This window comes from Chloroflexota bacterium (assembly GCA_014360825.1).
GTDB lineage: Bacteria > Chloroflexota > Anaerolineae > UBA2200 > JACIWT01 > JACIWT01.
Genome location: JACIWT010000033.1, coordinates 1 through 18,661 on the forward strand (window position 1 = coordinate 1; position 18,661 = coordinate 18,661).

13 protein-coding genes and 2 tRNA genes are annotated in these 18,661 nt (G+C 54.5%); 11 read left to right on the plus strand and 4 right to left on the minus strand.

Annotated features, from left to right (window positions below; all coding sequences use genetic code 11):
* Positions 1 to 165 precede the first annotated feature (165 nt).
* The 11 genes from H5T64_12690 (at position 166) to rlmB (ending at position 13,895) form a co-directional block, all read left to right on the plus strand.
* Positions 166 to 241 (plus strand) — tRNA-Ala (locus H5T64_12690).
* Between the two features lie 212 nt (positions 242 to 453).
* Positions 454 to 526: transfer RNA gene (locus tag H5T64_12695), tRNA-Ala, on the plus strand.
* A gap of 129 nt (positions 527 to 655) precedes the next feature.
* The gene (locus H5T64_12700; GenBank protein ID MBC7265195.1) at positions 656 to 3,451 is read left to right on the plus strand and encodes a leucine--tRNA ligase; all 2,796 of its coding nucleotides are present in this window, start codon (positions 656 to 658) and stop codon (positions 3,449 to 3,451) included.
* Between the two features lie 63 nt (positions 3,452 to 3,514).
* Positions 3,515 to 3,898: a RidA family protein gene (locus tag H5T64_12705; GenBank protein MBC7265196.1), complete on the plus strand. Its 384-nt coding sequence runs from the start codon at positions 3,515 to 3,517 to the stop codon at positions 3,896 to 3,898.
* 64 nt (positions 3,899 to 3,962) lie between these two features.
* Entirely contained in the window at positions 3,963 to 5,171 is a 1,209-nt protein-coding gene (locus tag H5T64_12710) for a S1 RNA-binding domain-containing protein (GenBank protein ID MBC7265197.1), read from the plus strand.
* Between the two features lie 409 nt (positions 5,172 to 5,580).
* Complete coding sequence (locus H5T64_12715) at positions 5,581 to 8,070, plus strand: ATP-dependent Clp protease ATP-binding subunit (protein MBC7265198.1); 2,490 nt, start codon at positions 5,581 to 5,583, stop codon at positions 8,068 to 8,070.
* A gap of 25 nt (positions 8,071 to 8,095) precedes the next feature.
* Complete coding sequence (radA, locus tag H5T64_12720; GenBank protein ID MBC7265199.1) at positions 8,096 to 9,460, plus strand: DNA repair protein RadA; 1,365 nt, start codon at positions 8,096 to 8,098, stop codon at positions 9,458 to 9,460.
* Between the two features lie 326 nt (positions 9,461 to 9,786).
* Complete coding sequence (locus tag H5T64_12725; GenBank protein MBC7265200.1) at positions 9,787 to 10,878, plus strand: TRAM domain-containing protein; 1,092 nt, start codon at positions 9,787 to 9,789, stop codon at positions 10,876 to 10,878.
* Between the two features lie 10 nt (positions 10,879 to 10,888).
* Entirely contained in the window at positions 10,889 to 11,599 is a 711-nt protein-coding gene (locus H5T64_12730) for a cytidylate kinase-like family protein (protein MBC7265201.1), read from the plus strand.
* Positions 11,600 to 11,729: 130 nt separating this feature from the next.
* Positions 11,730 to 13,136, plus strand: a complete 1,407-nt coding sequence (locus H5T64_12735) for a cysteine--tRNA ligase (GenBank protein MBC7265202.1) — start codon at positions 11,730 to 11,732, stop codon at positions 13,134 to 13,136.
* Positions 13,137 to 13,148: 12 nt separating this feature from the next.
* Positions 13,149 to 13,895, plus strand: coding sequence for a 23S rRNA (guanosine(2251)-2'-O)-methyltransferase RlmB (gene rlmB, locus H5T64_12740; GenBank protein ID MBC7265203.1), 747 nt, complete (start codon positions 13,149 to 13,151; stop codon positions 13,893 to 13,895).
* A gap of 49 nt (positions 13,896 to 13,944) precedes the next feature.
* Here rlmB and H5T64_12745 read toward each other — a convergent pair whose 3' ends face one another.
* From H5T64_12745 to H5T64_12760, 4 genes are all read right to left on the minus strand, one after another.
* Positions 13,945 to 15,216: an ABC transporter permease gene (locus tag H5T64_12745; GenBank protein ID MBC7265204.1), complete on the minus strand. Its 1,272-nt coding sequence runs from the start codon at positions 15,214 to 15,216 to the stop codon at positions 13,945 to 13,947.
* Positions 15,217 to 15,281: 65 nt separating this feature from the next.
* Positions 15,282 to 16,460, minus strand: a complete 1,179-nt coding sequence (locus tag H5T64_12750) for an ABC transporter permease (GenBank protein ID MBC7265205.1) — start codon at positions 16,458 to 16,460, stop codon at positions 15,282 to 15,284.
* 156 nt (positions 16,461 to 16,616) lie between these two features.
* Positions 16,617 to 18,236, minus strand: a complete 1,620-nt coding sequence (locus tag H5T64_12755; protein MBC7265206.1) for an ABC transporter ATP-binding protein — start codon at positions 18,234 to 18,236, stop codon at positions 16,617 to 16,619.
* Between the two features lie 221 nt (positions 18,237 to 18,457).
* A partial coding sequence (locus H5T64_12760) for a BMP family ABC transporter substrate-binding protein (protein ID MBC7265207.1) occupies positions 18,458 to 18,661 on the minus strand: 204 nt, incomplete at its 5' end.

The following is an 18,661-nucleotide window of genomic DNA, read 5'->3' on the forward strand; positions in this document are numbered from 1 at the left end:
GCGTCCATATCGCTCCGGTTCTAAAGTGTTCAGATCCACTCCGGCCAATTCTAATACTTTCTGTACGTATTGAGAATATCCATACCCCAGAAACTGTATAGTATGTCCTGGACACCGTGCATTTGACAATAGCCTTTTCTTGCAATATAATTTCAAACAAATAATGGGGCTGTAGCTCAGTTGGGAGAGCGCGTCAATCGCACTGATGAGGTCAGGGGTTCGAATCCCCTCAGCTCCACCAATATGGGATCAGGCAGTGATCAGGAGTAGTAGACCAACCCCGCAGAGAGCCGGCAAAGTTACGGTGAAAGCCAGGCTAGGCACCCCCGGGGTGTGCCAGAAGGTTGAACTCGCCTGGGAGCCGCGACGGTGAAACAAGGTCGTTCGGTAATTCGTTAGCCGTCGCCGGATGTGCCCGTTAGCGCGCTCATGAGTGGATAGGGAGACCCACGTGGGGCTGTAGCTCAGTTGGGAGAGCGTCTCAATGGCATTGAGAAGGCCAGGGGTTCGACTCCCCTCAGCTCCACCTCTATTTTGCATTCCGAAATAATAGCCTATATGCCCTATCAAACAGGGTGGTACCACGGAGAGAGCCCTTCGTCCCTGACTGACGAGGGGCTTTCGCATTCTTTGGGTCAGCCACAGGAGAAATCGGATGAAGCCAGAGAAATACAACCCACAGATTATTGAACCTAAATGGCAGAGGCGATGGGAAGCGGATGGGCTATACAAAGCCATACGCGGCGGGGATAAACCGAAGTTCTATTTTCTGACCATGCTGCCTTATACCTCCGGTGATCTGCACATCGGCCACTGGTATGCCATGGCCCCGTCGGATGCCAAGGCCCGTTACACTCGCATGAAAGGGTACAATGTCCTATTTCCCATCGGGTTCGATGCCTTCGGCCTGCCTGCCGAGAACGCTGCCATCAAACACGGCATCCATCCCAAAAAATGGACCTACGACAACATTGAACGGATGCGCCGACAACTCAAATCTATGGGCGCTATGTTCGATTGGGACCGCGAGGCCATCACCTGCGATCCGGAATATTACAAATGGACGCAATGGTTCTTCTTAAAGTTCTACGAGCACGGCTTGGCTTATCGAACCAAGGCTCCGGTGGATTGGTGCCCCAAATGTAACACTACATTGGCCCGCGAGCAAGTGTGGGGCGAAGATCGCCATTGTGAGCGTTGTGGCACACCAGTGATCCGCAAGGATCTGGAGCAATGGTTTTTCCGTATCACCGACTATGCGGAAGAGTTGCTGGACTTCAGCAAGATCGATTGGCCTGAGCGCGTGCGGGTAATGCAGACTAACTGGATTGGCCGTAGCGAAGGGGCGAACGTTACCTTCCATTCCGAGGAAGGCGATGAGATTGTAGTTTTCACCACGCGTCCCGATACCCTATGGGGTGCGACTTTCATGGTTCTCGCACCGGAACATCCACTGGTAGAAAAATTGACAGCAGCGGAACAGCGTAATCTGGTCCAGGAATACACGTATCAGGCTAGCCGTCAGAGCGAAATCGAGCGCCTCTCGGTAGAGAAAGAGAAAACGGGCGTATTCACCGGGGCATATGCCATCAACCCGGTTAACAACGAGCGTATCCCAATTTGGGTTGCAGACTATGTGCTGATGACCTATGGCACGGGTGCGATCATGGGTGTCCCCGCCCATGACGAACGCGATTTCGAGTTCGCTATAACGTTTGGCCTGCCCATCATCCCAGTCATTGCCCGATCAGACGGCGTGGCTAAGAGCTTCGTCTTCCCTGGATCGATGCGGCCGGGTTTGGCTGAAGCGCTGTCCAAGGTCGGTATCGAGTTCACAGCCGGCCCATATCGTGATTTGGGCGAGGCCCTGTACGTTACCTTGCACGGTGCCGAGCAGATTGATCGCTACATCGAACTGGTGCGTGCATATCTCTTGCCCGGTAGATGGAACACAGTGGTGGGTACGCGCTGGGTTTTCGTATTCGAGGACGGTATTCGAGAACTCAACTCGGTAGAAGCCGACCGTGAGATTCTGGCCCGCTGCAAGCATTTAGAGCCTGCAGTGCGGGATAAACGCACGGTCATGGAGATGCTATGGGAACTGGAGTTTTATCGGGACATATTGTTCCATACCGAATATGGCACGATGGTCAATTCCGGTCCCCTAAGTGGAACACCGGGCGACGTCGCCGTCAAGCGCACCACACAATGGCTGGAAGAGCGTGGACTGGGCCGATATGCTGTAAATTATCGCCTCCACGATTGGCTGATATCCCGCCAGCGTTATTGGGGTGCGCCAATCCCTATAGTATATTGCGATCGCTGTGGCATCGTCCCGGTGCCAGAAGAGGACCTGCCAGTTCTTTTGCCCGACGACGCCGAATTTTTGCCCACCGGCGAGTCGCCGCTGAAATATCACCCCGGTTTCTTGAACACAACTTGCCCGGCCTGCGGTGGCCCAGCGAAGCGTGAGACAGATACCATGGACACATTCATGTGCTCATCGTGGTATCACATGCGCTACCTGAGCCCGAAATACGACAAAGGTCCCTTCGACCCAGCGGAGGCCGAATATTGGCTGCCAGTAGACCAGTACACTGGGGGCATTGAGCACGCGACTATGCACTTGTTGTACACCCGCTTTTTCACCAAAGCCTGCCGCGACATTGGCATATTGAATTTGGACGAGCCCATGCTGCGTTTGTACAACCAGGGGATCATCTTAGGAGAAGACAACGAGAAGATGAGCAAGTCACGTGGCAATGTGGTAAACCCCGATGATTATGTGCAAACAATGGGTGCAGATACGGTACGCGCCTATCTAATGTTCATTGGCCCCTGGGAGGAAGGGGGCCCCTGGAGCAGCCGCGGCATCGAGGGCATACACCGCTTCCTGAACCGCGTATGGAGCGTGGTCCTACATCCCGCGAAGCAAACCGATGCCAAACCAGCGGAAGAGGACGTTGTTGCCCTGCGACGCATCACGCATCAAACCATCCGCCGGGTCACCACTGATATGGAGCGCTTCCAGTTTAACACCATGCTGGCCGCCCTGATGGAATACAACAATTACCTGATGAAAGTCAAGAACACCCCTGTAGTTGGCACCGAGGCATGGAAAGAAGCGATCCGTGCGCTGGTACTAATGTTGGCCCCCGTTGCACCTCATATCGCCGAGGAGATGTGGGAACGCATTGGCGGTCCGTATAGCGTGCATCAACAATCATGGCCGCAGTGGGATGAGGCGTTAGCGGCAGAGAAATCCGTGACCTTGGTGGTGCAGATCAACGGCAAGGTACGTGACAAGCTAGAGGTACCTGCCGGGTTGGACGAAAAACAAGCCCGCGCGATAGCCATGGCCAGCCCGAAGGTAAACAAATACATCGAGGGTCGGGAAGTAATCAAGACGGTCTACGTACGCGACCGCCTGATCAACATTGTGGTCAAATGACAAAGGAAATCGGTGTTACGACCCCCCTCGCGCAGATCCTGCAATCCTAGATATGGAGGAGCAATGTACCGAGAAATCATATCCACAGAGGAAGCCCCTGCTGCCATCGGGCCATACTCCCAGGCGATACGCATTGGGCAATTTGTTTTCACCGCCGGGCAGATCGCCATTGACCCATCCACTGGCCAGATGGTCGAAGGAGGCATTGAAGGACAGACACGGCAGGTTTTAAAGAATCTCTCTGCCGTCCTGCAAGCCGCGGGCACGTCACTTGCACAGGTGGTCAAAACCACTGTCTTCCTAGTAGATTTAGGCGATTTCGCCGCCATGAACCGTGTCTACGCCGAGTTCTTCCCTCAGGAGCCGCCAGGACGCACCACGGTGCAGGTTGTTGCTCTACCTCGAGGAGCACGGGTGGAAATCGAAGCGATTGCTATCGTGCCGTAGAATTTGCCTTTTCGGGGATGTGGTTTTATAATTAAATATAGAGCCTATTAGACCAGGAGAGAGCATGGCAGAGCACAAGGCTACCTCGCATCCCTGGGGAGATGAGTCGCCCGGAGCCGATGGGACCCACCCAATGTATGCCCTGCTCGATGAGGCGTTGAACTACAAGCGGCCTCGTCGTGGGGAGGTGCTGAATGGTGTTGTAGTCAGCGTGAGCCCCTCCGAAATCACTGTGGATGTGGGGGCAAAATCGGAGGGCATTGTGTCAGGCCGGGAATTAGAGCAGTTGGATCCAGAGATACGCACCAATCTTCGTCCCGGTGACCCCGTAGTCGTGTTTGTGGTGAGTCCAGAGGACCGCGAAGGCAATATCCTTCTTTCGATTCGCCGAGCCCAGCTGGAAAAGGACTGGGCAGAAGCACAGCGAATCTATGAACGCGGCGAAATCTTTGAGGGAACGGTCTCTGGCTATAACCGTGGTGGCCTCCTCGTCCGGTTAGGAAAGGTCCGCGGCTTCGTCCCAGCCTCCCAATTAGTAAGTGTGGATTTTCCTCGCGGCGAGGGAGCAGATGTCGAACACTCAGAAGCGCTCAAGCAGGTTATCGGGCGTAAAATGCAACTCAAAATCGTTGACTTAGATCGCAATCGTAATCGGCTCATTCTCTCCGAACGAGCCGCCCAACGCGAGTGGAAAGAGGAACGCCGCGAGAAACTCCTGGCGGAACTGAAAGTCGGAGACATCTGCCACGGCAAAGTTACCAGCCTGTGTGATTTCGGCCTATTCGTGGATTTGGGCGGCATCGAAGGTCTAGTGCATATGTCTGAATTGTCGTGGGAACGCGTAGAAAAAGTCAGCGACGTGCATCAAATAGGCGACGAAGTGGAAGTGTACGTGATGGGCGTAGACCAAGAGCGGGGCCGAATCGCTCTCAGCTTGAAACGACTGCAACCGGAGCCGTGGTGCGCCATAGAACAACGCTACCAGGTAGGTCAGTTGGTCGAAGGGGCGACTATCACCAAGTTGACTAGTTTCGGCGCCTTCGCCAGATTGGATGATGGTATCGAGGGTCTTATCCACATCTCAGAGTTATCTCCTGAGCGGATTAACCATCCGCGCGAGGTTGTCAAAGAAGGCGATGTGCTCACCTTGCGCGTTATTCGCATTGATAGCGCCCGCCGGCGACTCGGGCTCAGCCTGCGCCGCGTCATCGAGGAGGCGGAAGCAGGCCTCAAAGCAAGCGAAGTGGAAGGCGAAGACGCTGCTGAATCTTGACGTAGGGCAAATTGGCATTGCGGATAATCTCGTGCGAACTTCTCATAGGTGAAGTGGCGTTAGGTCTCGGCTAGATATACCAAATTGACGTGCGGCGGTCTAGCCCGGACAGTCCGCTGGCCAGTTCCCGTGCACGTCAACGTTGACATCTCCCTACCGGCGGGGCTGGTGGAAGGCTTTGGCACTAGCCCCGTTCTTATTACGGGGAACCCAGCGGGTCAGGAGCACGTCAGTTAGTAAAAGTGCGTTCCGCAAATCAAGGCCACATTCGTCCGTTCAGAGATGGGAGAGGATTGCGTGATAGGAACCGGAGAGATCGAGAGAAAAAGGTGGAGAACCGTTGAGGAATACCACAGATGCTGTAGCCGATCCCTTTAGATACAGGTGAGCGAGTTAAGAGGGTTAAGAGATGGCAGATAAGTTGGATCGCTTTACGAAACGGGCCCGCCAGGCCCTGACCATGGCCCAAGAAGAAGCAGAACTTCTGTATCACCCATATATCGGCACTGAACACTTGCTTCTGGGCTTAATTCGCGAGGAGAATGGCGTGGCCGCGCGGGTGCTCAGAGATATGGGGATCACCCTATCTCATGTACGCGAGGCAATCGGACGTACCATCGGACGTGGGAGTGAGCCTGTACGCGGCAAGATACCACTTTCACCCAGTACGAAGCGAGTCATTGAATTGGCAGTGGACGAGGCACGGCGGCTCGGGCATTATTACGTGGGCACTGAACACTTGCTCTTAGGTTTAGTGCGCGAACCAGAGGGAGTGGCAGCCAGTATCTTGGAGAGCCTGGGAGTAGACCTAGAGCAAATACGAGAGGAAACAACACGCCTGATGCAAATGAGCCCGGCGCATCCCGCTGTGGACCGTGCCCAGGGCGTGAGCCCCAAAGGACAATCTCTGGTGGAGCAACTCGGGGTCGACCTAACCCAGTGGGCCCGTGAGGGTAAACTTGACCCCGTAATTGGCCGAGAAAAAGAGATCGAACGCGTAATCCAAATTCTTTCGCGGCGCACAAAGAACAACCCCGCCCTCATCGGTGAACCAGGAGTGGGGAAAACGGCCATCGTGGAGGGCTTGGCGCAACGCATTGTTGCGGGGGAGACACCAGAAACGTTGTTAGACAAACGGGTGGTCATGCTTGATGTGGGTTCGTTGGTCGCAGGAACAATGTACCGCGGTCAGTTTGAAGAGCGTCTGAAGCGCGTCATCGATGAGATCAAATCCACACGCAGCATCCTGTTCATTGACGAATTGCACATGCTGGTAGGTGCGGGCGCGGCCGGTAGTTCTGTGGATGCGGCGAATATTCTCAAGCCCGCGCTGGCCCGCGGTGAACTGCAGTGCATCGGTGCCACCACCATGGACGAATACCGGAAGTACATTGAACACGACGCTGCACTGGAACGGCGCTTCCAGCCAGTGATTGTAAGAGAGCCCACTGTGGAGGAAACCATCGAGATCTTGCGTGGCATTAGAGCCCGTTACGAAGATTACCACCGTTTACGGATCACCGATGAGGCGATTGAGGCAGCGGCAAATCTGTCCGCGCGTTACGTACCCGACCGCTTCCTGCCCGACAAAGCCATTGACCTCATCGACGAGGCAGCCTCACGGGTACGCACGTATAAGGCCCTACAGCCCATGGGGATGCGCAAAACCTTCTTGGCACTACAACGAATACAGCAGGAGAAGCAAAGAGCTCTGGAGGCACAGAATTTCGATGTGGCTGCTTACCTGCGCGACAAAGAAACGGATCTTCGCAAACAGCTGGAGCAAAAGCGATTGGGGTGGCGCCAAACTGTTGAGGAAGAGGGCCTTCAGGTCACTGCCGATGATATCGCCGAGATCGTTTCCATGTGGACAGGCATTCCAGTAGGGCGACTGACCGGCGGGGAGACGGAGCGACTCCTGCAAATGGAAACTGCACTGCACCAGCGCATTGTAGGTCAAGATGAAGCCATTAGCACAATTGCCAAAGCGGTACGCCGGGCGCGGGCTGGGTTGAAGGACCCACACCGCCCTATTGGTTCTTTTATCTTCTTGGGCCCCACCGGGGTAGGCAAAACCGAACTGGCCAAAGCGTTGGCAGAGTTTATGTTTGGCAGCGAAGAGGCACTCCTACAGCTCGATATGTCTGAGTTCATGGAACGGCACACGGTATCACGGCTTGTGGGGGCACCGCCCGGCTATGTTGGCTACGAAGAGGCCGGACAACTTACAGAAGCCATCCGCCGCCGCCCTTACTCGGTTGTTTGCTTCGATGAGGTCGAAAAGGCGCACCCCGAGGCCTTCAACATGCTCCTGCAAATCATGGAAGACGGCCACCTTTCCGACGCCAAGGGTCGGCAAGTGGATTTTCGCAATACCATCATTATCATGACCTCAAATGTGGGAGCCACCCTCTTGACCCGCGAGACCGCGATGGGTTTCAATGTGCCGAGGGATGAGATCAAAGCTGCTGAAGACAGTTACAAGCGCATGAAGGAGAAACTACTGGAGGAATTAAAGCGTACTTTCCGCCCAGAATTTCTCAACCGCGTGGATGCGGTCATTGTATTCCGCGCTCTCACTCGTGACCAGATCAAGCAGATTGTAGGCATGAATATTGCGGAGGTAGAGAAACGCCTTGCAGATCAGGATATCCGCCTGGAACTGACTGAGGAAGCCAGGGATTTGCTGGCCGACCAAGGGTATGACCCGCAATTTGGAGCTCGGCCCCTGCGTCGCACCATCCAGCGTCTAGTAGAAGACCCATTATGCGAGGGTTTACTGGCGGGGGAGTTCATGCGAGGTGACACTATATCCATCGTCCGGGAGGGAGATGAAATCGTCCTTCGGGCTAAACGCGAGGAGCCTGACGCGATCGCTACTCTCCCTTTAAACAATTGATCAGGCTGAACAGGAGAGCGATTCTGTGCCCAAGGCTAAAACCGTCTTTGTTTGCCAGCAATGTGGCTATGAATCCATCAAGTGGGTTGGGCAATGTCCGGGTTGCAATGAATGGAACACGCTGGTAGAGACCATGCTGTTCAAGGAGAGTCCCACCTCTTCTCTCCCTGCCATAGTGACACAGCCCCCACGCCCCATCGCTGAGATTGCTCAGGGTGGATTTCAACGTTTGCCCATCCCCATGGAGGAGTTCAATCGCACCCTCGGTGGCGGCATTGTGCCAGGCTCGGTTATTTTAGTCGGCGGGGACCCTGGCATTGGCAAGTCCACTCTCTTACTACAACTTTCCGCACTTTTGGCTGAGGATGGTCGCAAGATCCTCTATGTGTCCGGTGAGGAATCGGCCGAACAGATTAAAATGCGCGCCGACCGTCTCGGCATCGTAAGCGGTCCCCTGTATATCCTTGCCGAGACCAACCTCGATGCCATACTGTTGCATATAGAACAACTCAGCCCCAGCATGGTGGTTGTGGACTCTATCCAATCGGTGTATTTAGAGGGGCTCACATCCTCAGCAGGAAGCATCAGTCAGGTGCGAGAATGTGCGACCGCTCTCCTGCGGCTAGCCAAGGCACATCATGTGCCCATATTCATCATTGGCCATGTGACGAAGTCAGGTGCTATTGCCGGGCCAAGGGTTTTAGAGCATATGGTGGACACGGTTTTGTACTTGGAGGGGGAGCGCTTCCATGCCTATCGGTTGCTGCGGAGCGTGAAGAACCGCTTCGGCTCGACAAACGAGGTAGGGGTGTTCGAAATGCAGCAGGAAGGATTGGTGGAAATCTCCAATCCTTCACAGGTTTTCCTGGCTGAGCGGTTGGTCGAAGCGGCCGGTTCGGCTATTGCCGTCACAATGGAGGGAACGCGGCCGATCTTGGTGGAGGTGCAAGCCCTCACCAGCACAACTACATTTGGGCTACCGCGCCGCACTGCCAATGGCATTGATTTCAACCGACTCCTTCTACTAACCGCGGTGTTAAGCAAAAGAGTTGGATTGGGCTTATCCAATCAAGATATTTATGTCAATGTGGTGGGGGGCCTGCGCATCACCGAGCCTGCAGTAGATCTGGCGGTAGCAACGGCTATCGCATCGAGTTTCCGCAACCTACCTATCGCGTCGGATCTGGTACTGATAGGCGAGGTTGGTCTATCCGGCGAACTGCGCTCCGTGGGACAGGTGGAGAAGCGAGTGACAGAGGCAGCAAAGTTGGGGTTCCAACGGTGCTTGATGCCCAAATCTACCCGTCTGCCCCCTGGGTGGAAAACGGACATCGAGATATGCCGTATCCGATCGTTAGGTGAGGCACTGGAGGCCGCTTTAGTGCACTAAAACACCTGCACTAAAGGACGTTGTTGACAAATCGCAATTCATGAGTTATAGTCAATACAGAGGGGCTAACACGCCCAAACGCACTTATCCTGTCTTTTTCTAACCGAATAGTAATTATCCCTTATTTATCAATACCGGAACACATCAGCAGGATCTGAAATATCCAAAGCACAGAAATTGACATAGCGTAATCGTAGTGTCCACTGTCGAGATCTGGTTTGAGTGTGCTTGCGGTTGGCACACTTTTTTCATTCATTGATTAGGAACTTTTTGAGGGAAAGGGTAGCACATCGCATGGTGATCACTGGTTAAAGGAGGATATTGTTATGAGGGACAAAATCGAACCTATCGCTAGAGTTATCGGGGCTTTGGTAATGGCTGCTCTAGGCTGGCAGTTAGGGATCTATCTGCAAGAGTGGTCCACCCTGCCCTCGCTACAAGGGCTATTTGCTTTACTTGGCCCCACTATAAGTTTGATAATACCTTATGTTCTCGGCCTGGTAGGTGGCATTCTGGGCCTGGCTTTCACGCCACACGTCACGACGCGGCCATTTTTCTGGGTGCGTGACCGGATCCGGGAGGCAACAGCACACACTATAGTAGCAGGTATCATTGGCTTAATAGTTGGACTCATCCTTTCGGCTCTTTTATCCCTGCCTCTTTCACTGCTTCCGTATCCCCTGGGACGCATACTTCCGTTCGTAGCGGCTGTGGTCTTCGGGTATCTGGGCACCACCACCATGATGTCTCGGGGACGCGAGATCCTGGGACTGGTTGGAATCCGCCTCTCCTACGAAGGCGGTCGCGAACGAGGGGACATCATACTCTTGGATACGAGCGTGATCATTGACGGGCGCATCGCTGATATTAGCCAGACAGGGTTCATCCGCGGCACATTAATTGTTCCCCGGTTTGTGCTCAATGAGTTACAGCATATTGCTGATTCGCCAGATATTCTGCGCCGCAACCGCGGTCGCCGCGGTTTGGAGATACTGAATAGGATGCAGAAGGATCACGCTGTCCCCGTCCAGATATCTGACATGGATGCTAAGGAAATCCGAGAAGTGGATAGCAAACTCGTGAAACTCGCCCGTGACCTCAAATGCCCTATTCTCACCAACGATTTCAATCTCATCAAAATCGCCGAGTTGCAGGGCGTCGAGGTGTTGAACATCAACGCGTTGGCCAATGCGGTCAAATCCGTTGTCTTGCCTGGGGAAACCATCAGCATACAAGTCATCCAGGAGGGCAAAGAGTTGGGCCAGGGCGTAGGTTATTTGGACGACGGTACAATGGTAGTGGTCGAAGACGGACGGCGCTACATCGGCGAAACGATCGAGGTAACAGTCACCCGTGTGTTGCAGACTATGGCGGGGCGGATGATCTTTGCCCAACCGGAGGCCAAGACCAGTCATTAGGGGTAAGAACATGCCCATTGTTACAGTTTCCCGACAACTAGCGAGTGGTGGTCAGGATATCGCCGCGGGGATCGCGAAAGCGCTCAACTTACGCTTCGTAGATCGAGAGATAATTAATCGTGCGGCTATTCAGGCAGGTGTCCCAGAAATGGCCTTACACGAACTCGAATATGAGGGACGCCGTGGAGTCATTGAGCAGATCATCGATGTGCTTAGAGCGATGCCAGCCATCCCTCCCATTGACTCGACACGCGAGAGCGAGATAAGGCCACCGGCAACTGTGCCCCTGAGCGGAATTTTCACACCTCCTTTGCCACACGTGGGAACCACTATGGACGACTACGTGCGCATCGTAGGGTTGGTGATCTTAGATCTGGCGAAACAAGGGGACGTAGTCATTGTGGGGCAGGCAGGCCAGGTGCTGCTCAAGGACCGCCCCGATACTCTGCACCTTCAAGTCATCGCTAGTATGTCTCGTCGCATCAAAGTCCTTATGGAACGCGAGGGCCTGACTCACCGTGAGGCAACGGAGCGCATCACCGCTAGCGATCGCGCTCGTGCTGACTATCTCCGCCGGTACTACGGTGTGAACTGGCTTGATCCCCAACTTTATGACCTCGTAATACGGACGGATCACATCTCGACTCACGCGGCGATCCAACTAGTAGTGAACCTGATTATTGAGCGATCGCTACGGGATAGCCTAAACAGAGAGGTCTAGTGAGATGCTGCTCTGCACTCTCCACGACTGTGTGCTTCTCTGGGCGGGTAACTCATCTGCGCCTACATAAGTAAGAAGGTAGACGAAAGGCAGTAAACCACACAGCATGTATCAGGAGGAAACAAGGGAAATGGGCCTTAGAGTTTACAACACCTTGACACGCCAGAAGGAGCCATTTGAACCCCTGGAACTGAATAATGTCAAGATGTACGTGTGTGGTCCCAATCTCTATGGCCCATGTCATGTAGGGCACGCGATGTCATATCTCTCTTTTGATATGATCAAGCGTTATCTACAGTACCGCGGCTACAACGTGATTCACGTGCAGAATTTCACCGATGTGGAGGATCGCATCATTGCTACGGCTCGATCACAGGGCACAACAATAGGGGCATTGGCGGAAATATACATCGACCGTTTCTACAAGGAGATGGACGGCCTCAACATCAAACGCGCTGACTTCTACCCCCGTGCTACAGAGGTCATCCCCAAGATGATCGAGATCATCTCCACACTTATTGCCAAGGGACACGCCTACGAGTTAGACGGCGATGTATATTTCAGGGTCACCAGCGACCCAGACTACGGCAAGCTGTCCAGACGCACGCTGGAAGAAATGCTGGCCGGTGCGCGCATAGAGGTAGACGAGCGCAAGGAGCATCCGATGGACTTCGCTCTGTGGAAGGCGTCGAAACCTGGGGAACCAGCATGGGACAGCCCCTGGGGACCGGGCCGCCCCGGCTGGCATATCGAGTGTTCCGCCATGGCCATCCAGTTCTTGGGCGAGCAGATTGATATCCATGGTGGCGGGCCGGATGTGATCTTTCCCCACCACGAGAATGAGATCGCCCAGTCCGAGAGCTATACGGGCAAAGTGCCTTTTGTGAAATATTGGCTGCACAACGGTCCATTGCGCCTGCGTGAGGAAGAAGAAAAGATGACCCGCCACCTAGGCAACTTCATCAGTTGCCGCGAAGCGCTGGAACTCTATCAACCAGACGCGATCCGCCTCTTTCTTCTCTCCTCACATTACCGCAGCCCGATTACTTGGAAGGACGCTGGGGTGCGGGCCGCCGAGCGAGGATTGGAGCGAATGCGTGCAGCATTGCGTGATATGCCCGACGTAGTACCAGCCAGCGGTGGCAACGACGCGCTCAGTGATATCGCACGACAGACGAAAGCAGTGTTCATTGAGGCCATGGATGATGATTTCAATTCGCCGCGAGCGATCTCGGGTTTGTTTGAGTTAACCCGTGCTATTAATCAGGCGCGCGAAGAGGGAGTCAGTGTCGAGAGTCTGGCTTTCGCCCAAGGAGTGCTGAAAGAATTGGCCGGCGTTTTGGGGTTGACACTGAAAGAGCCCGAGGTCCCAATGCAAGCCGAACCTTTCATCCAACTGCTTGTGGATATACGTTCGGAGCTGCGGGCAGCCAAGCAGTGGGCACTGGCCGATCGTATCCGCGCTCGGCTGGCCGAATTGGATGTGGCATTAGAAGATGGCCCCCAAGGAACGAGGTGGCGGTTTGTCAAACGATGACGCGATAGGACGATGATCGAGATCCTATACGGGCGTAACGCCGTTCATGAGGCCCTGCGTGCAGGACGTCGCAAAGTCATGGAAGTGACTCTGGCTGAAGGCGTCAAATTACAGGGAACGGTGGCCCGTCTGGTGGAGTTAGCCCGACAGAAAAGGATACCCCTCAGGCAAGCACAGCGCCGACAGATGGATACCCTCGTTCGCGGGGCCAACCATCAGGGAGTGATAGCCCACGCCAGTGTCTATCCGTACGCTGAAGAGGAAGATATCCTGGGCTTGGCTAGCGAACGTGGCGAAGCCCCCTTTGTATTAGTGCTTGATTGTTTGCAAGATCCTCAGAATCTCGGAGCGCTCCTGCGCACGGCGGAGGCAGTAGGGGTGCACGGCGTTTTCATTCCTCGCAACCGCGCTGCCGATATTAGCCCTGCCGTTTCAAACGCCTCCGCGGGAGCAGTTGAACACCTGCGCGTGGCCCGAGTCACCAACTTGGTGCGAGCGATGGAAGCCCTGAAAAAGGCAGGGGTCTGGGTGATAGGTGTGGAGGATGTGCCTGGGGCCCTCGAATATCGCACTGCGGACCTTGACCGGCCGCTGGCGCTGGTGATAGGCAGCGAAGGTGAAGGGCTACGGCGGCTGGTACGTGAGCGCTGTGATTTTCTCGTTCGGCTGCCTATGCGCGGGCAAATCCACTCTCTCAATGCAGCGGTCGCTGGGTCCATTATCTTGTACGAGGCTTGGCGGCAGAGGGAGCAGGCCTAGTTGCCGACAACAAAAGGCGGGCCTATGGGCCCGCCTTTTGGTTTCACCACTACTGTTTCTCGTATGGCTCCCCGTCTGCTGCCGGCGGAACGGCTCGCCCCACTACGCCTGCCAAGACGATCATAGTGACCAGATAAGGAGCCATCAACAAGAATTCGGAGGGAATAGGTACTCTCAGAATCTGCAGCTTGATCTGCAAAGAGTCCGCGAACCCAAAGATGAGCGAGGAGGCGAAGGCACCAAAGGGATTCCATTTCCCAAAGATCATCGCTGCCAGGCCGATGAAGCCCTTGCCCGCAGTCATGATCTCATCGAAGCGGCCCACGGAACCTATTGTGAAATAGGCTCCTCCGATGCCAGCGATCATGCCGCCTAAGATGACGTTGACGTAGCGCACCAGAAAAACGTTAATGCCCAGAGTGTCGGCAGCGCGAGGGTGTTCGCCTACAGCCCGGGTCCGCAGACCCCAAGGCGTGTAGAAGAGCACTATATGCACAACTACTGTAAGAATGAGCATCAGGTAAACGATGATCCCATTCTCAAAGAAAATAGGTCCTAGGAGGGGGATTTTCGATAGAAGGGGGATAGGAATGACCGGGAATGTGCCTGAGTTGTTCAGTCGATCGATATTTTTCTCCAAGAAACGAGCGCTGATAAAACTGGTGGCTCCTGTGGCGAAGATGTTGATAGCCGTAGCGCTAACAATCTGATTTACTTTGAACTTAATAGCCATCACAGCGTGGATAGCGGCGAAGATCGCTCCGGTGAGGATGCCGGCCCCAAGTCCTAAGTAAAGGTTCTTGGTGATAGTAGCGACGATCACCGCTGCCTGAGCCGACAGAAGCATGATGCCTTCAATGGCAATGTTGACTACACCACTCCGTTCGCTCACCACACCGCATAGGGCGGCGAGGGCGATGGGGGTGGCCCTGACCAATGAACTCCCCAACATACCCACCAAGTTAAACGATTTGCCACGAGCAGCCCAAGTGAGAAAGGCAACCACAAAACAGATGGCTATGACGCCCAATACTGCGTCGGCGGAGCGGAAGCCGCGCGCGAGTTGCCAGCCTCCGAGAAGGAGAGCGATAGACCCTAGAATATAAATGGTGGGTTGCACAGGCAAAACCAGGTCCGGTATCGGAATGGCCTGGGACACCCAGCCCGGATTAAGGCCGAATTTGGCCTGCTGTCCTGGTTCGAGTCCCCTCCCAAAGAAAAGGAGTATCGCCACACCAAAGGCGAGGAAAAGAATACCCATCCACTGGCTGCGATTCAGAAAGGCAGCCCTTGCTCGCGGTCGCACAGCACTGATAGCCATAGATAACCCTTCCTACAAGTAATCGAAAGAACGGAAACCCAATTGAGTTGCAGCCGCCTGAGCCCTCACTTCCCCCATCCCCGAGTCAGGACGACTTCTTCTATGCGTTCCACTCGGATGCGGTAGAGCCAGCGAATAGTAGCCGGGGCAGCCACGAACATAATGACCAATCCTTGGATGATGGAGATGATATCAATGGGAATGCCGGCCAGGGACTGCATACGAGTGGCTCCACTGCGCAACGTGCCGAACAACAAGGAGGCCAAGACGACGCCCCCGGGGTGACTCTTGCCCAACAGAGCCAGGGCGATGGAGTCAAAGCCATAACCAGCAGAGAACCCTTGTCCTACCCAGTGGTCTACCCCCAGGACCTGACTTGCCCCAGCGAGGCCGGCCAAGGCCCCACTGAAGACCATGGCTAAGATAATATTGCGAGTAATGCTCATCCCAGCATACCGAGCCGCCCGAGGGTTGGCGCCCACCGTCCGAATTTCAAAACCTAGAGTGGTCTTGAAGAGGAACCAGTAGACCAGGCCCGCAATGGCGAGAGCCAAGAAAAAACCGGCATGGAAACGGATCGGTGAAGGGAAAAACCGCGGCAGGGTGGCAGTGGGTTCGATATTAGGAGTGATAGGTCGGTAGCCGGGAGCCTTCATAGGGCCATTGAGCAGCCAATCGCTCAATCGAAAGGAAATCCAGTTCATCATGATGGTGTTGACCACCTCGTGGGCTCCGGTCTTGGCTTTGAGATAGCCGGGGATGGCAGCCCAGAAAGCCCCTCCCAGTGCCCCAGCCAGGATAGCCAGCGGAAGATGGATGAACTGAGGAAGGCCAGTAATGCTATATCCAACCCAGGCTGCTGCCAATGCCCCGATCCCAATCTGTCCCTCCGCGCCAATATTGAACAAGCCACAACGGAACCCCAAGGCGACGGCCAGGCCGCCAAAGATATACGGAGTGGAAGCCACCAGACTCTCTGTGATAGGCCAGATGGCACGCAGGAATGGTGCATTATCCCCTGTGCTCCGATAAATCTGGATGGCCTGATAGAGTTCTTTCGGGCTTCCCAGAGAGCCATAGAATAGGGCACCGTACGCACTGGCAATAGACCTCCAGGTAGCAGCCAGGGCCGTACCCGGTGCACGGAGGAAGTTACCATACGCCGCTATCACATTCGCGTCCGTGATCGCAATGACGATCGCTCCAATGACCAAGCCAGTGAACACCGCTAACGCCGGCATCATCAAAGTCTGAAGAGTCTGAGATGTTGTCGGCTGGCGTCCCTTTTCTCCCAGAGATCCCCTTCCCTCTCTTCCAGATGCCAATTCGGATGTTTCCTCTACTGTTCTTTCGTCCAAGTCCAACTCCTTGTCACTTCACGGCGACCACAGTTGGTTACCCTAAAAGACCCGTTCTACTACTTCTTCTCCTTCGATGGTCGGAGGAGCAGCGAGCGCCGCTTCAGACGGTTCAACTCCAGCCATCAATAAGCCTAAGTATTTTTTGTTGACTCCCTTGGCGGGCACGATGTCCATAATGCGGCCTTTATACATTACGGCGATACGATCGGACAAAGCAATGACCTCGTCCAGTTCTGGGGAAACCAAAAGTACCGCTGTTCCTTCAGACCGTTTCTGGAGAATACGCTGATGGATATACTCAATCGAGCCCACATCTAAGCCTCGGGTGGGTTGAGAAGCGATGACCAGCCTGACAGGGCGGGAGAACTCTCGGGCCACGATCACTTTCTGTTGATTGCCCCCGGAGAGGGTAGAGGCTGGTACGAAAACGCTGGGGGTACGCACATCGAATTCTTCTACTAGTTCCGAGGCCGTGGCGATGACCGACTCTTCCTGAACAGTGATACCCTTGGCAAAAGGAGGCAGGTAGTAAGTGCATAACACCAGATTGTCGTGAACAGGGAAATTGAGGACAAGACCATCTCCTTGACGGTCTTCTGGTACGTGAGCCACCCCCTTTTCCAGTATATGGCGAGGCGAAGCATAAGTGACATCGGTTCCTAAGATGCGTATTTCGCCAGCAACAACTGGGCGCAGCCCGGTAAGAGCCTGTACTAACTCTGTCTGCCCATTGCCCTGAACCCCAGCAATGCCCAATACCTCTCTCTCTCGAACCTCAAATGTCACCCCATTCACAGCCATGTGTTGACGATCATCTAACACTTGTAGATCCCGTACTTCGAGAACCACCTCACCAGGGGGCGTTGGTTGTTTGTGCACCACCAATTCCACCTGCCGACCCACCATCATGGCTGCCAACTCTGCTTCGGTGGTCTGAGCCGGCGTAGTGGTTCCCACCACGCGCCCGTTACGCAACACTGTGATGCGATTGGCGATTTGAAGGACTTCCTTCAACTTGTGTGTGATGAAAATAATGGATTTTCCCTGGTTGACCAAGTTCAACACGGTCGAGAAAAGACGTTCCACCTCTTGCGGGGTGAGGACCGCCGTGGGCTCATCTAAGATCAGGATGTCGGCCTCCCGGTAAAGCAACTTGATGATTTCCACCCGCTGCTGTACCCCAACCGGCAGATCCCTGATATAAGCATCGGGATCCACTTCCAGCCCATATTGCTGAGAAATCTCCCGGATGCGGCGGGCTGCCGCTTGCTTATCCAAAAAGGGGCCGCGAGTGGATTCTATACCCAGCATCACATTTTCAGTCACCGTGAGGGGGGGGACTAGCATAAAGTGCTGGTGAACCATGCCAATGCCTTGGGCGATAGCATCGTTGGGGCTATGGATCTTTACCTCTACCAGCCCGTCTTTGGAAACAGCTGATTGTGAGATCGGAGACTGTTTGCGGGGGCGCAAAAAAATCCGTCCCTCATCAGGCTGATACAGCCCATAGAGAACGTTCATTAAGGTGGTTTTGCCAGCGCCGTTCTCTCCCAAGAGGGCATGAATTTCGCCTTTCTCCAAGGTCAAATCAATATGATCATTGGCCAACACTCCCGGGAAGGCCTTCGTAATGCCTTGCAACTCGAGGACTAGGGGCATTAAAACGCTCCTTAAAAATGCTTCTCACAACAGATGAAAAACAAGACGATTTATGTCACCACTGCAGATAAACAAGTCTCTTGGGGACCTCCTCACATACGCACTTTGAATCATTGCCGGAGAGAATCAGCCCAAGAAACAACATACAGAACGACCACAGAGTATGTGGTTCGGGCCAAGGCTAACCCTTGGCCCGAACCTCTTTTGCCGGTTACAAAGGGCTACAGCCCCAGCACACCGTTCACAGTGATGGTGCCATCAATGAGGGCCGCCTTGATCTCCTCTAGTTCTGCCTTGAGGGAATCAGGTACCTTGGCGTCGAATTCATGGAACGGTGCGATGCCCACGCCGTTGTTCTTCAGGGTGCCCACATACACCCCACCCTTGAAGTTGCCCAGCGCAACCGCCTTGCAGGCCTCAAACAC